This window comes from Streptomyces sp. NPDC002055 (genome assembly GCF_040296705.1).
GTDB lineage: Bacteria > Actinomycetota > Actinomycetes > Streptomycetales > Streptomycetaceae > Streptomyces.
This window is the reverse complement of record NZ_JBEOXS010000104.1, coordinates 1-14403: the sequence shown is the minus strand read 5'-3', so window position 1 is coordinate 14403 and position 14403 is coordinate 1. Positions and strand designations below refer to the sequence as shown.

Annotated in this window: 12 protein-coding genes and 2 pseudogenes; 4 read left to right on the top strand and 10 right to left on the bottom strand. The window is 73.1% G+C overall.

The features are described 5' to 3' along the window. Window positions 1-114: 114 nt before the first annotated feature. From ABT112_RS33885 to ABT112_RS33875, 3 genes are all read right to left on the bottom strand, one after another. The gene (locus tag ABT112_RS33885) at window positions 115-1971 is read right to left on the bottom strand and encodes a spermidine synthase (RefSeq protein WP_351515653.1); all 1857 of its coding nucleotides are present in this window, start codon (window positions 1969-1971) and stop codon (window positions 115-117) included. A 72-nt stretch (window positions 1972-2043) separates the two neighbouring features. Next, window positions 2044-2589 (bottom strand): DUF2617 family protein, encoded by a 546-nt coding sequence (locus ABT112_RS33880; protein ID WP_351515652.1) that lies wholly within the window; start codon window positions 2587-2589, stop codon window positions 2044-2046. A gap of 394 nt (window positions 2590-2983) precedes the next feature. Then, complete coding sequence (locus ABT112_RS33875) at window positions 2984-3244, bottom strand: hypothetical protein (protein ID WP_351515651.1); 261 nt, start codon at window positions 3242-3244, stop codon at window positions 2984-2986. Window positions 3245-4116: 872 nt separating this feature from the next. On the opposite strand from ABT112_RS33875, the gene ABT112_RS33870 reads away from it, so the two are divergent. Further along, window positions 4117-4404: a hypothetical protein gene (locus ABT112_RS33870; RefSeq protein WP_351515650.1), complete on the top strand. Its 288-nt coding sequence runs from the start codon at window positions 4117-4119 to the stop codon at window positions 4402-4404. A 56-nt stretch (window positions 4405-4460) separates the two neighbouring features. On the opposite strand, the gene ABT112_RS33865 is transcribed toward ABT112_RS33870, so the two are convergent. Then, the gene (locus ABT112_RS33865) at window positions 4461-5618 is read right to left on the bottom strand and encodes a pyridoxal phosphate-dependent aminotransferase (RefSeq protein ID WP_351515649.1); all 1158 of its coding nucleotides are present in this window, start codon (window positions 5616-5618) and stop codon (window positions 4461-4463) included. A gap of 441 nt (window positions 5619-6059) precedes the next feature. On the opposite strand from ABT112_RS33865, the gene ABT112_RS33860 reads away from it, so the two are divergent. After that, window positions 6060-7286, top strand: a complete 1227-nt coding sequence (locus ABT112_RS33860; protein WP_351515648.1) for a putative hexosyltransferase — start codon at window positions 6060-6062, stop codon at window positions 7284-7286. 33 nt (window positions 7287-7319) lie between these two features. On the opposite strand, the gene ABT112_RS33855 is transcribed toward ABT112_RS33860, so the two are convergent. Together ABT112_RS33855 and ABT112_RS33850 are read right to left on the bottom strand one after the other, a co-directional pair. Beyond that, entirely contained in the window at window positions 7320-7862 is a 543-nt protein-coding gene (locus ABT112_RS33855; RefSeq protein WP_351515647.1) for a type III secretion system chaperone family protein, read from the bottom strand. Window positions 7863-8143: 281 nt separating this feature from the next. After that, window positions 8144-10831 (bottom strand): ATP-dependent Clp protease ATP-binding subunit, encoded by a 2688-nt coding sequence (locus ABT112_RS33850; protein WP_351515646.1) that lies wholly within the window; start codon window positions 10829-10831, stop codon window positions 8144-8146. 591 nt (window positions 10832-11422) lie between these two features. On the opposite strand from ABT112_RS33850, the gene ABT112_RS33845 reads away from it, so the two are divergent. Further along, the gene (locus ABT112_RS33845; RefSeq protein WP_351515645.1) at window positions 11423-11836 is read left to right on the top strand and encodes a pyridoxamine 5'-phosphate oxidase family protein; all 414 of its coding nucleotides are present in this window, start codon (window positions 11423-11425) and stop codon (window positions 11834-11836) included. 104 nt (window positions 11837-11940) lie between these two features. On the opposite strand, the gene ABT112_RS33840 is transcribed toward ABT112_RS33845, so the two are convergent. The 3 genes from ABT112_RS33840 to ABT112_RS33830 form a co-directional block, all read right to left on the bottom strand. Then, window positions 11941-12234 carry a hypothetical protein gene (locus tag ABT112_RS33840; protein WP_351515644.1) on the bottom strand — a complete coding sequence of 98 codons (294 nt, stop codon included), beginning with the start codon at window positions 12232-12234 and terminating at the stop codon, window positions 11941-11943. A 5-nt stretch (window positions 12235-12239) separates the two neighbouring features. Beyond that, on the bottom strand, window positions 12240-12599 hold the full coding sequence (locus tag ABT112_RS33835; protein ID WP_351515643.1) for a cupin domain-containing protein: 360 nt from the start codon (window positions 12597-12599) through the stop codon (window positions 12240-12242). 162 nt (window positions 12600-12761) lie between these two features. Then, window positions 12762-13496, bottom strand: a complete 735-nt coding sequence (locus tag ABT112_RS33830; protein ID WP_351515642.1) for a DUF4232 domain-containing protein — start codon at window positions 13494-13496, stop codon at window positions 12762-12764. Window positions 13497-13675: 179 nt separating this feature from the next. Between ABT112_RS33830 and ABT112_RS35505 the strand changes: the two are divergent. Next, window positions 13676-13855, top strand: a pseudogene (locus tag ABT112_RS35505) (helix-turn-helix domain-containing protein); the annotation flags it as partial. A gap of 462 nt (window positions 13856-14317) precedes the next feature. Here ABT112_RS35505 and ABT112_RS35500 read toward each other — a convergent pair. Then, window positions 14318-14403, bottom strand: a pseudogene (locus ABT112_RS35500) (cytochrome bc1 complex diheme cytochrome c subunit); the annotation flags it as partial.

Here is a 14403-nt window from a genome sequence, read left to right as displayed (position 1 = left end):
TCCTTTTTTTTGTGCCCCCCCGGCCCGTAAATATACGTTCCGGAACCCCCCACCCCGGAGGCCCCGCCCCCGCACCCCACCAGCGAGCCTCACGCCCCCACACACGCGGCAAACTCACTCCGGATACCGCGGATGCATCAACGTGGAAGCAGGCAACCCCGCCACACGCCCCCGCTCAGCCGCCCACCCCGCCCGCCGCAGCGCCGCCGGAGTGAGCGAGTCGAGCCCCGGAGCCCGGCCCGGTAGCCCCAGCCGCACCGGCCCGCCCCGGCGCGACGCCAGCACGAACCCCCAGTCCCGCGGCTCGGTCACCCCGTCGCTGTGCCGGTCCGGCCCCCCGGGGAAGCCCGAGATCCGGCCCCCCACCCGGTAGGGCGCGGTCCGCATCCCGACCGAGCGCAGCGTGGCGTCCACGGTCCAGAACACCCGGGGGCGGACGGACAGGGTCCCGGCGTGGACGGCGAGCCGCCCGTCCGGCGCCAGCACGCGCCGCGCCAGGCCGTAGAACTCCTGCGAGTACAGCTTGGTGCTGGCCGTGATGCCCGGGTCCGGCAGATCGGAGATCACCACGTCGTACGGCCGCCGGTGCGGGTCCCGCACGGCCCGACGGAGCCATTCGAAGGCGTCGGCCGGGACGACCCGCACCCGGTGGTCGCCGAACGCGTCCTCGTTGAGCGCGGAGAGCCCCGGGTCGGTGCGGGCCACCCGGACGACGCCCGGGTCCAGTTCGACGACGGTTACCGCCCCGACCCCCGGATAGCGCAGCACCTCGCGCAGGGCGAGCCCGTCACCGCCGCCGAGCACCAGGACCCGGCCGTGCCCTCCGGCCATCGCCGGATGGACGAGCGCCTCGTGGTACCGGGCCTCGTCGCGGCTGCTGACCTTCAGCCGCCCGTCGAGGAAGAGGGAGAGCGACCGGGGGTGACGCCTGTCCGGACGTCCCGCGCCCACCGGCGCCGGCCGACCGTGCACCACCGCGGAACCCCGCCCCCCGGCACCGTCAGCCCCACCGGACGCACCCCCGGATGCACCACCGGACGCACCCCCGGCCCCCGAACCGCCCCCGGACCGACCCCCCGCAGACCCGTCCCCGTCCCGCCCGGCACCCCCCGCACCCCCCGCGTCCCCCGCGCCACCGGCACCCCCCGCACCCCCCGCATCCCCCGTCAGAACGATCTCCTGCACCTCCGTCTGCACCGCAACCCGCACATCCGCCCCGTACACCGCCCGCCGCGCCGCCGCCTCGAACGGGCCGACCGCGACGGCTGCCGCGGCGAGCAGCCCCAGCACCAGCAGGTTCACACCGAGCAGCAACCACCGCGCCCGCACGGTCAGATCGCGGCGGAACAGCCACAGCACCGTCGCCCCGCCCGCGACGGCGTTCACCGCGCCGGTCAGCAGCGCACCGCTCAACTGCCCCAGCGCGGGCAGCAGCAGGAACGGGAACGCCAGCCCGCCGACGAGGGCCCCGACGTAGTCCGCGGCGAAGAGGTCGGCGACGGCGCAGCCCGCGTCCTGCGCCCGGATGCGCTGGATCAGCGTCATCAGCAGGGGCACTTCGGCCCCGATCAGCACCCCGATCGCCAGCGAGAAGGCGACCAGCACGGTGCTGGAGTGCCCGAACCAGACGAACGCCCCGTACAGCGCCATCGCCGAGGTGCCGCCGACCAGCGCGAGCGCGGCCTCGACCAGCCCGAAGCCGACCGTCGGCCGGCAGCGCAGCCGCTTGGCCAGCAGCGACCCGATGCCCATCGCGAACACCATGACGGAGAGCACGACGGACGCCTGGGTGACCGAGTCACCGATCAGGTACGAGGCGAGGGCGACGAGTTCGAGCTCGTAGACCAGTCCGCAGGCGGCGCAGACGAAGACGGCGCCGAGGACGAGGTACCGGCCGAGTCCGGCCGGCACGGGCAGCTGCGCCGGGCCCTGCGGCTGCTGCGGCGGAGCCGCACGCGCAACGCCGGCCATGGGCGGGTCGATCACGCTGGAACGGTACGTCACACCCATCCACCGACATGTCACCCACACGAGTGCAATGGGTCAGGAAGCGGCGGACGGCCCAACGGTCTGCAGCGTCGCGGGGGTTCGGCTGGTGATCCTGGTCCGGGTCGCGACCAGGCGTCCCTCCTGCGGATAGGCGTGCCAGGTCCGCCACCGCAACTGCCCTTCGTGGAGCTGGGCCATGAGCGCGGTGAAGGCGTGCGGGCTGCCGGGGAAGGTGCCGGCCAGCCCGTGCGGGTGTTCGGCGACGAGGGCCAGCAGCTCCTGGGCGCGCCCGGCGAACGAGCCCCGGGAGAGGGTCTCGACGCGGGCGGCGAACTCGTAGTCCCAGTGCCCGACGCGTTCGGCCACGCCGAGCGGGAGCGGTCTGCTGCTGCCGGGCATACAGGCCACGGTCTCCGAGCAGGTGCCGTGCTCCTCCTCGACGATCACTTGGTGGGAGGCGCCGAGCAGCCGCAACTGCACGGCGGCGGAGCCGAGTCGGAGGTCCCGCACGGCGAGGGCGGGCAGCGGCTCCCTGCCCAGGGCCCAGGCGAGGTCGGCTGCGCGGGTGTCGGTGTAAGCCGTTGTGAGAGAAGTGAGCATGGGTCGGCTCCGCAAGCACGCGAGTGGAATGGTGGGCCGGCCCGCCCCGGAGGAGGACCAGGGGAAGAAGTCGTCGCCGGCTCGCGCCCACGTGGGGTCGGTCCGAGGAATACGGAATCATGAAATGCGCGGGGCTCACAGCGTTTTTACCCATCTTCTCCGGGTTTCCATCCCCCAGAGGGCCCTACGGTTCAACTGTTCAAAATAAAAGCACCCGACGAACCGCTGGTCCGCCGGGTGCATATGCGTTCAAGCATGAGACAGCCGCACAACCGCTGCTCATGGGGCGTTCGTCCGGCACGGGCCGCCCGTGTGCCGAGGCCGGGGCCCTCGCGGGCCGAGCGGGCTCGCCGTCGCCGCCACAGGCGTCGCAGCGGCCACCCGCGGAACCGGTTCAGCTGCCGCCACCGCCGCAGCCACCACCGCCGCCACCGCCCCCGCCGCACGACGAACCGCCGCCGCACGAGGAACCGCCGCCGCAGCCACCGCCGCCACCACCGCACGAGGATCCGCCGCCGCCCGCCCACCAGCTGCCGCTGCTGCCGGACGAACCGCCCGCGCTCCCGCCGCCGTTGTTCTTCCAGCTTCCCGTCACGGCGGCCATGCCGATCGCCAGGACTGCCAAGGCGATCAACAGGTAGAGAATGGTGTCCATCGAGCTTCACGCTCCTCTCGTCCCCCGAAGCGAGATCCCCCGCTCCTTGCGTGCGGGGGCTGATGCCCTCGACTCCTCCGGCCGAAAACAGAGTTGAGGAAGACCAGAGCTTCGCGACGCCAACGACTCCGCCGGGCCCGCCCCGTCCGGGCAGGCCCTCACAGCCGCGCGGAACTGGCCCGGGCGACGTTCCGGAACCAGGCCCGGGCGGGGTCCGGAAAGGCCCGGGCGCGGTCCGGAACCAGGCCCGGGCACGGTCCGCCCGTCGTCACGGCAACCCGTCACGGCGGCCACCCGCCGTCAACGGCACCCCGTCGCGGCAGCCGCCCGCGGAGACGGTTCAGCTGCCGCCGCCACCGCCGCCGCCGCAGCCACCACCACCGCCGCCACCGCCACCGCCGCACGACGAACCGCCGCCGCACGAGGACCCACCGCCACAGCCGTGGTGCCCGCCGTGGTGCCCCGAGGAGGATCCCCCGTCACCGGCCCACCAGCTACCGCTGCCGCCGGACGAACCACCGCGCCGCCTCCGGCTGCCGTTCGAGCTCCCCGACGTGATGATCGCAGCCATCACCACGACCACCAGAACGATCACTACCGCGAAAACCGCACTCTCCATCTCGCTCACGCCCCTCTCGTCCCCCGAAGCGAGATCCCCCGCTCCTTGCGTGGAGGGCTGATGCCCCCGGGCTCCGAGCGCGAAAACAGAGTTGAGGAAGTCCAGAGCTACGGGACAACAGCCACCCCACCGGCCCCGTTCCCGCAGGCTGGGACCCTCGGGACCCGCTCAAGTTCCCACGGCACCCGACACGTTCGGTGGGATCTCCGGGACGGCCGCTCTCTCGGGAGAACGATCTGCTTACCCTCGGGGCGTGAGTGTCACGCGTCATGGAGCAGTGCCGGAGAGCGTCACCGTCACCGACCTGTCCGAGGTGTTCCCCTGGGTGCGGCATCTGGACGGGGAAGAGCTGCGGGCGTTCGTGGTCGAGCTCCTCGAAGCGCTCTCCGGCGCCGCCGGGCCGGACGCGGGAGGGACCGTGCAGCGCGCGATCGTCTCCTGGCGCAGCACCGCCCGTATCAATGCAGACCCCGAGCAGTTGGGGGAGGCGCTGCGTCCTCTCGACGGGCAGGACCTCGGTCAGGTCGAGGCACGCGCATGAGCCGAAGACAGCGCACACCCCGGGCACCCGTCGGCCCGCCCGCCCATTGACACAGATCACCCCTTCAGGCGGTTCACCGCCTCGTCCAGGACGCCCTTCTGCTTGCAGAAGGCGAACCGGACCTGGGTCCGTCCCGCCTCCGGGTCGTCGTAGAAGACCGCGCTGGGCACCGCGACCACCCCGCAGCGCTCCGGCAGGCCGCGGCAGAAGGCGATGCCGTCCTTCTCGCCGAGGGCGGAGACATCGGTGGTGATGAAGTACGTGCCCTGCGGCCGGTACACCTCGAAGCCGGCGTCCGCGAGCCCGGCGGACAGCAGGTCCCGCTTGCCGCGCAGGTCCTCCCGGAAGTCCGTGAAGTACGCGTCGGGCAGGTGCAGCGCCTCCGCGACGGCGTACTGGAACGGCCCCGCGCTGACGAACGTCAGGTACTGCTTGGCCGTGCGCACGGCGGCGACGAGCGCGGGGGAGCCGGTGACCCAGCCGACCTTCCAGCCGGTGAAGGAGAACGTCTTGCCGGACGAGGAGATGGACACCGTCCGCTCGCGCATGCCGGGGAGCGAGATCAGCGGGATGTGCTCGCCCTCGAAGACCAGGTGCTCGTAGACCTCGTCGGTCACCACCAGGAGGTCGTGCTCCACGGCCAGTTCCGCGATCGCCGTCCCCTCCTCCCGGGTGAGGACCATGCCGGTGGGGTTGTGCGGCGAGTTCAGGAGCAGCAGCCGGGTCCGGGGCGTGATCGCGTCGCGCAGGGCGTCGAGGTCGGGACGGAAGTCCGGTGCGCGGAGGGTGAGCGGCACCCGCACGGCGCCGGCCATGGCGATGCAGGCGGCGTAGGAGTCGTAGAACGGCTCGAACGCGATCACCTCATCCCCCGGCTCCAGCAGCGCCAGCAGGGAGGCCGCGATGGCCTCGGTGGCACCGGCGGTGACCAGGACCTCCGTGTCGGGGTCGAAGTCCAGGCCGTAGAACCGCCGCTGGTGGGCGGCGACCGCCGTGCGCAGCTCCGGAACGCCCGGGCCCGGCGGATACTGGTTGCCCCTGCCGTCCCGCAGGGCCCGCACGGCCGCCTCCCGGATCTCCTCGGGGCCGTCCGTGTCCGGGAAGCCCTGGCCCAGGTTGATCGCGCCCGTCCGGACCGCCAGCGCCGACATCTCGGCGAAGATCGTCGTCCCGTGCCCGTCCAGCCTGCGGTTCAGCAGCGGCCTGCCGTCCATCTCTCCACCGTCCTCGCGTGGGTGCCCTGCCCCCGGTGGCCGGTTCCGCGGTCCGCCGTCCCGTCCCGGGGCACCGGGATTCGGCCCCACGATAGGCGGGCCGCGGGGCTGCGGGGCAGACCTCCGGGCAGTTCGGGCGGACAGCGGCGGGGTTCGGCCACCGGCGCCGGTTCCGGTCCCGGTCACGGTCCTGATCCCGGTCCCGCCGGGTCGCGGAGCCCGCCGGGTCGGGGAGCCCGCCGGGTCGCGGAGCCCGCCGGGTCGCGGGCCCCCGGCCCCGCCCCCGAGCCGGAAGCCGTGCACCCGAGCGGGTGCACTTCCGCACACCGTCGGACGTGAGCGGTCGCGCGCCCCGCGGGCGCCCCACAAGGTCGGGGGTGCGGACCCTCTCCCGGCGGGGGTCCGCGTCCGCTTCGCCGCGCCCGCACCGGAGGTGCTCCCGTGTCCGCCGACACCCATGTGCGCGTCACCGCCCACGGGCCGCGGCCCGTGCGGGTCCGGGCAGGACTGTTCTGGCGGGTGCGGGGGGCGCTGCTGCGGGCCGGGCCCGCGCTCGCGCTGTACGCGGCGGCCCGGCTGTCCGGCCTGGCCTTCATGACGCTCTGGGCCTGGCACACCGGCCGGCACCCGCGCGATCTGCTCGGCTCCTCCTGGGACTCCGTCTGGTACGCGCGGGTCGTGGAGCACGGCTACGGCACCATCGTGCAGGGCGGGGCCCCCGGCCGCCTCTACAGCGACCTGGCGTTCTTCCCGCTCTACCCGGCGCTCGTCCGGGGGACCCGCGGTGTGCTGTCGCTCGGCTTCGTCAACGCCGGGCTGCTCGTCTCCTGGACCGCGGCGGCCTGCGCCGCCTGGGGCATCTACGCGGTGGGCGAGCGGCTGCACGGCCGTCGCGCCGGCACCCTGCTGGTGCTGCTCTGGGGCGTGCTGCCGCACGCGGTCGTCCAGTCGATGGCGTACACCGAGAGCCTGCTCACCGCCTGCGCCGCCTGGGCGCTGCACTCCGTGCTGGCCGGGCGCTGGCTGTGGGCCGGGGCGCTCGCCGTGCTCGCCGGGCTCTCCCGGCCGAACGGGATCGCGGTCGCCGCGGCCGTCTCCCTGGCCGCGGCCTGGCGGATCGTGCAGCTGTGGCGGGCCCGGGACCCCGGCCTGGTGCCGCTCCGCGGCGGCCGGGCCCGGCTGTGGGCGGGGGCGCTGCTGGCGCCGCTCGGCTGGTGCGGATACGTCCTGTGGGTCGGCCGGCAGCAGGGCAGCCCGCTGTTCGGCTACTTCCGGGTCCAGCGGAACTGGGGGTCGGAGTTCGACTTCGGGCAGGACGCCTGGCTGTCGGTCCGCGCGCTCGTCGTGGGCCGCGAGCACCTCACCTACCCGGTGGTGGTGGCGGTCGCCGCGCTGGCGGTGCTGATGTTCGTCCTGCTGTTGCTGGACCGGGCGCCGCTGCCCCTGCTGGTGTACTGCGCGGTGCTGCTGGTCATCGCGCTGGGCGGGGCGAGTTACTTCACCTCCAAGCCGCGCTTCCTGCTCCCGGCCTTCCCGCTGCTGCTGCCGGCCGCCGCGGGCATGGCGAGAGCCCGGCTGCGCACCGTCGCGATGACGGTCGGCGCGCTGGCCGGGCTCTCGTGCTGCTACGGGACGTACTTGCTCACGATCGCCACCTCGGCGCCCTGACGGGCCCCGGGCGATCGCGGCGTACGGCGGGGGTCAGTCCTCGCCGTTGTCGTCCTTCTTGTCGTCGGGTTCGGCGGACTCCACGTCCGCCTCCAGCCCGAGCTGCTCCACGACCCACTTGTCGAACTCGATCGACGCCCGGACCCAGCTGACGGTGCTGGACACGAAGTGCTCCAGGCTGACGCCGGTGCCCACCAGCATCTGCGCCTCGCCGATCAGGCGGACGGTGCCGTCGTCGTTGGTGTGGCTGTAGACCTTCGGCCACAGGGTGCGACGGTTCCAGTCGTCGATCGACTCCAGCAGCTGGGGCTTGGACTCGATGGGGTGCGAACGGTCGTAGAACGTACGAACCGAGAAGACTTCCTGCTCGTCCTCACCGCGGAACATGAAGTACGTGCGGAACTGCTCCCACGGGGCGGCGAGGTCGCCCTCGTCGTCGACGACGTACTTCAGCTCCATCTGGTCGAGGAGCTGCTTGACCAGATCCTGATCAGGGACGACGGGGCCCACCGGCCCCGACGGCTGCGGTTCGGGCTGGCCCCCGAAATTCGGAATCGAGGACGGGTCGATGCTCACCGTGGATTTCCCTTCGTACGGTTCCTCCCATCCTCCCCCATGCCGGGCGGGGGCTGGCAACCCCTGCCCGCCGCGCACCGGCGCGGGCGGCACGATCAGCCCGTTCGGTGCAGCGGGGCGGGGCCGCCGCGTGGCTGCGGGGCCGCCCGGCTTCCGCGGGAGCGGTCCGGCTTCCGCGGGAGCGGTCCGCCGGCGGCATGCGCTGCGGGAGGACCGCACGCCCGGCGGGGTGCCGGGCGTGCGGGTGTGCGGGTGTGCGGGTGTGCCGGCGGGCGGCCGGTTCAGCGGACCGGGGTCACCGACAGCCCGGTGCCGTCCAGGTCCACCCGGACCGTGTCGCCGTTCTGCACCGCGCCGGAGAGGATCTCCTTCGCCAGCCGGTCGCCGATCGCCGTCTGGACCAGGCGGCGCAGCGGCCGGGCCCCGTACGCGGCCTCCGGACCGGGCACGCGGTCGCCGGCCTCCGCGCCCTCCGGGGCGTAGCCGAGCCGGCCCAGCCACTCCAGGGCGGCGTCGGTGACGTCGAGGGTGAGCCGGCGCTCCGCGAGCCGCTGCTGCAGATGGGCGATCTGGAGCCGGGCGATCCGCTGGAGCTGGTCGGCGCCGAGGGCGTGGAAGACCACCAGGTCGTCCAGGCGGTTGAGGAATTCCGGCCGGAACGAGGCGCGGACGGTCTCCATCACCTTGGCCCGCTTCTCGTCCTCGCTCAGCGCCGGATCGACCAGATAGGGGGAGCCGAGGTTGGAGGTGAGGATGAGGATGGTGTTGCGGAAGTCGACCGTCCGGCCCTGGCCGTCGGTGAGCCGGCCGTCGTCCAGCACCTGGAGCAGGATGTCGAAGACCTCGTGGTGGGCCTTCTCCACCTCGTCCAGCAGCACCACGCTGTACGGCCGGCGGCGCACCGCCTCCGTCAGCTGGCCGCCCTCCTCGTAACCGACGTAGCCGGGCGGGGCGCCGACCAGCCGGGCCACCGAGTGCTTCTCGCCGTACTCGCTCATGTCGATGCGGACCATGGCCCGCTCGTCGTCGAAGAGGAAGTCCGCGAGGGCCTTGGCCAGCTCGGTCTTGCCGACGCCGGTCGGTCCGAGGAACACGAACGAGCCGGTGGGGCGGTCGGGGTCGGCGATCCCGGCGCGGGTGCGGCGCACCGCGTCCGACACCGCGCGGACGGCCTCGGCCTGCCCGATCAGCCGCTTGCCGAGCTCCTCCTCCATCCGCAGCAGCTTCTGCGTCTCGCCCTCCAGCAGCCGCCCGGCGGGAATGCCGGTCCAGGAGGCGACGACATCGGCGATGTCGTCCGGTCCGACCTCCTCGCCGATCATGCCCTCCAGGGCCTTCTGCTCGACGGTCGCCTCCTCCAGCTCCTTGCGGGTCTGCGGGATGACCTCGGAGCGGAGCCGGCCGGGGGTGACCCAGTCGCCGGTCTCGGGGGCCTTGCGCTCGGCGAGTTCGAGCTCGGTCTCCAGCTCGTCCAGCCGCTTCTTCAGATCGCCGACCCGGGTGTGGATCTCCTTCTCGGCGTTCCAGCGGGCCCGCAGACCGCGGAGCTTCTCCTCCTTCTCGGCGCGGTCCCTGCGCAGCCGGTCCAGCCGCTCCCGGGCATCCGGCGAGAGGTCCTTCTCCCGGTCCTGCTTCTTGCGGAACATCCCCGCCGACTCGGTGGCCTGCGCCGCCAGCAGCGACTCCTCCTCCATGAGCAGCCGGTCGACGGCGCGCTGGAGCTCGTCGATCTCGACGGGCGAGGAGTCGATCTCCATCTGGAGCCGGGAGGACGCCTCGTCGACCAGGTCGATGGCCTTGTCGGGGAGGAAACGGGAGGTGATGTAGCGGTCGGAGAGGGTGGCGGCGGCGACCAGGGCGGAGTCGGCGATCTGCACGCCGTGGTGGGCCTCGTACCGGCCCTTGAGGCCGCGCAGGATCGCGATCGAGTCCTGCACGGACGGCTCGGCGACCAGCACCTGCTGGAAGCGGCGCTCCAGGGCCGGGTCCTTCTCGATCCGCTCGCGGTACTCGTCGAGGGTGGTCGCGCCGACCATCCGCAGCTCGCCGCGGGCCAGCATCGGCTTGAGCATGTTGCCCGCGTCCATCGCGGAGTCGCCGCCGGCGCCCGCGCCGACGACCGTGTGCAGCTCGTCGATGAAGGTGATGATCCGGCCGTCGCTCTCCTTGATCTCGGCGAGCACGGTCTTCAGCCGCTCCTCGAACTCACCGCGGTACTTCGCCCCGGCGACCATCGCGCCCAGGTCGAGCGAGACGAGCCGCTTGTGCTTCAGCGACTCGGGCACATCGCCCTTGACGATCCGCTGGGCCAGGCCCTCGACGACGGCGGTCTTGCCGACGCCGGGCTCACCGATCAGCACCGGGTTGTTCTTGGTGCGGCGGGACAGCACCTGGATGACCCGGCGGATCTCCGGGTCCCGGCCGATGACCGGGTCGAGCCGGCCCTCGCGGGCCAGGGCCGTGAAGTCGGTACCGAACTTCTCCAGGGCCTTGTACGTGCCCTCCGGGTCGGGCGTGGTCACGCGTCGTCCTCCACGGCTGTTCTCGAAGGCTTCGAGCAGCTTCTCCGCGCTCGCGCCCTGCTGCTCCAGCAGCTCTCCGGCGGCGCCGCCACGGGCGGCGACGCCGATGAGCAGGTGCTCGGTGGAGAGGTAGTCGTCCCCGAGCTCCTTGGCCCGCTCCGCCGCGTCGGCCACGACCGCGAGCAGGGTGCGGTCCGGCTCGGGCGGGGCCACCGTGGACCCCTGGACGCTGGGCAGCGAGCCGAGCAGCCGCTCGGCACCGGACCGCACCGCCGCCTGGTCGGCCTCGACCGCGGCGAGCAGGTCCTGGAGGTTCTCGTTGTCCTGGCCCTCCAGCAGCGCGAGCAGCAGGTGCACGGGGGTGATGTCCGGGTTCCCCACGGCCACCGCACGGCTGCTGGCAGCGCTGATGGCTTCCTGGCTCTTGTTGGTCAGCTCGGCATCCACGTGCGCCCGCTCCTCCTCCTGGTCACATCAACCCTGCTGGTCACAGCAGCACTGGCCACATCAAGGCTGGTCACATCAATCCTGCCAGATTGACCCTGCACTAACTTGAGTCTACCCGACTCAAGAATATACCGGGGAGGTTTCCGGTCCCGCTCGCCCTCACTTCCGGCGGCCGGCCCCACGGTCCGGCTCTCCCGGTTTCGAAGGACCGGGGCGCCTGCGAGACGGCCTCCCGATGCCGATGAAGCCCCCGAACCACCGTTTCCACGGGACGCCTGCACCACACACCCACACCACAACCTCACCGCACGCACCCGCACCCCAGGCCGGCGGATCAGGCCGCGGCTCACGCCGACCGCCGCACCGGGCCGCCGCCCGTCAGCGAGGCCGCCCGCCGGCAAGGCCGCCCGTCAGCCGCCCGTCAGCAAGTACGCCGTGCCGCCCGCGACACACTCATGCGGCGCACGGACCGGAGCCCCGGCGGGCGCCCGCGGGCCCGTGCCCCGCCCGTACAGCAGCCCGCCCCCCGGTGCTCCCGGATCCCCGCCCCCGTCGGGCCGGGCCGCCCCAGCGGCTGGGTAGTGTCGGAGCATGGCTCTTCCCCGGCGTGACCCCCGCGACCCCGGCCCGGAGTACGTCGCCTTCTGGCAGGAGCGTCATCTGTGCACCCTGACGACGCTCCGCCCCGACGGCACCCCGCACGTGGTGCCCGTCGGCGTCACCTACGAGGCGGAGGCCGGGACGGCCCGGGTGATCACCAACAAGAACAGCCGGAAGGTCGCCCACATCCAGGCCGCCGGGCCACAGGGGGCGCGCGTCGCCGTCTGCCAGATGGACCGGGGCCGCTGGGCGACGCTGGAGGGCCTGGCCACCGTCCGCACCGAGGCCCCGCTCGTCGAGGACGCCGTGCGCCGCTACGCCGAGCGCTACGAGCGCACCCCGGCTCCCAACCCGGACCGGGTCGTCATCGAGATCCGGGTCCACCGCGCCCTCGGCCGCGCCTGACCTTCACGCGCCCGGGCCTCACGCCCTCACGCGGCCCGGGCCTCACGGAGCCGGTCCGGCCGCTGTCCGGGCGCGCCGTGCGGCCGGCGGGACGGGTCGCCGGCTCAGGCCTGCTCCTCCTTGACCTCCAGGTTCATGAACCGCGGCTCCCCCGTGCACAGCGCCCGGAACTGCTCGGCGAGCTTCTGCGTCTCGGGCAGCCGGTTGTTGACCATGGCCTGCTCGTAGGACGGGAACTCGATGATGTCCACGTAGTGGTGGGTGTCGTCGCGATCCTGGGTGTGGGCGTCACGGGTGACCGTGCGCTTGCCCTCGGTGGCCCGCAACCACGACTGGAAGAGCGCCTCCATCTCGTCTTCCCGGGTGGTCTCGTACTCGATGATCTGGACGAACGTCATCGCGATCAGCCCTTCTTGGCGAATGTCTGAGCGGTCTGTCCGGCGAAGTCGTAGGCGATGAGCGGCTCGTCACCGACCACCCACGCGTCGTGACCGGGCGAGGCGACGTAGACGTCACCCGGTCCGATCTCGCTCTCCGCACCGTCGTTCATCCGGATGCGCATCCGCCCCTGCACCACCATCGCGGTGTGGTGGATCTGGCAGCTCTCCGTACCGGCGATCGGGCCCACGGACTCCGACCAGCGCCAGCCCGGCTCCAGGGTGGCCACGGCGAAGTCCAGACCGGTCAGGTGAAGGACTTCGAGGTGGCCCCGGGGGAAGTCGCGCCGTTCATCCGGCTTCTCGATCGTCTTGACTTCCAACATGACCGTGCCTCCTTGCCACCCTTCCATCGTGCTCGCCGGACGCCCCGATCCGCGACCGGAGCCGTCTGCCCGGTGCCGCCGCCCGCACCAACGCCGGGGCGGTGTGCCCCCGTGGGACACACCGCCCCGGCCGATCGCGTGGCGCCGTTCGTGCCGTTCCGGTCAGTACTCCAGGGCGTCCTCGGCGCTGGTGAGCCAGTAGGTGACGCGCAGCGAGTCGTCGATGTGGACGCCGGTGCGCGGCAGGGAGGGGTGCGCGACCGGGCCGACGCCGTTGGCGCGGGCGTCGAAGAACGAGACCGCGAGGGTCTTCTCCGTGTGGCCGCCCGAGCCGCTGCCGTCCGCGGCCGACAGCCGCACCCCCGCGTAACCGGACTCGCCCGGGGCGAGCGTGGTCACCGCCTGCGGCTTGCTCTCCTCGAACACCGGGGGCACGGACTGGGCCTCACCGAACTGGACGGCGGGGTAGTGGTACAGGTCGCAGAGGCCGGAGCCGGTGTTGGTGACCGTGATCAGCATGTGGTTGAGCGGACGGGTCACCTGCTTCGCGGTCACCTCGGTGTTGGCACCGGTGCACACGGTGCGCTTCTTCGTGCGGTGCGAACCGCCGTTCGCGGCCGTGCTCGTCGGGGCGGGCGCGCCCGGTTCGGCGCCCCGCGTCCGGGCGTCGGCCGAGTCGCCGGTCTGCCCGGACGGGTCCGAACCCTGCGCTCCGCCACCGGACTTCGCGGTGGCCCCGTCGCCGGACTGCGCGGTCTGCGACGAAGAGGCGGGAGCGCCGGCGCCCTCGTCGCGCGGGGCCGGGCTGTCCTGGCACGCGGTGAGCGAGAACGCGGCGAGGGCGGCGGTGGTGGCCGCGAGAAGGCCGGTACGGCGACGGCTGGTGGAGGCAGACATGGCGGTTCCGTTCGTCACAGGTGTGTACTGGTCGGCACGCCATCCGGCCCATCGGCGGCAGCGTGCTTGGATGACCGCAGCTTGTGCCGAGCCTCGTCCCACCGGCCAGACCTGCCGGACCATCAGGGAGGCTCGAACGTTCGCACCGGCTGTGAGCTGGGGAATCTCCCTTGCCTCGAATGCTCGAATGGGATGGAGGAACGGTGGGGGCAGCTGAGGAGTTGGCCGGGTTCGGACAGCATCTGCGAGAGCTGAAGGACCGCTCCGGGCTGAGTTACGGCACGCTGGCCAAGCGGCTGCACATGAGTGCGTCGACACTGCACCGCTACTGCAACGGGGAAGCGGTACCGGCGGAATACGCACCCATCGAGCGGCTCGCCCGGCTGTGCAAGGCGACACCGGAGGAGCTCCTGGAGCTGCACCGGCGGTGGGTGGTGGCGGACGCCGCGCGACGGCACGAACGCAGAACGGCGGCGGCCGGCGGAAACCGGCAGGGCGCGGCAGCCGTTGCGGACCGGCAGACTCCACCGGCCGGCGGCGGGAGACCGGACCCCGCGGCCGGCGGCCCGGGCCGGAGGGACCCCTCGCCCGACGGCGGGCCCAGGGCTCCGGGAACGACCCACCCGTCCGCGGCCCGAACCCCGGCCCCGGCAGGCCCCGTTGCTCCGGAGGCACCTGACATCCCGCATCCGCAGCCCCGGCCGGAACCGGAATCCGCGGCGGAGCGGACCGACGCTCCCGTGCGGGGAGCCGACACGACGTCGCCGGCCGGCACGGAGGCACCGGCCGGCACGGAGTCGCGGGGTGGCACAGGGCCGCGGGGCGGCGCAGCCGACGGAATAGAGCTTCTTGCCCTCCTCGATGGCGAGGGACTGCGCGGTGTCATCGGCCTGTGCCTTGTCCGCGG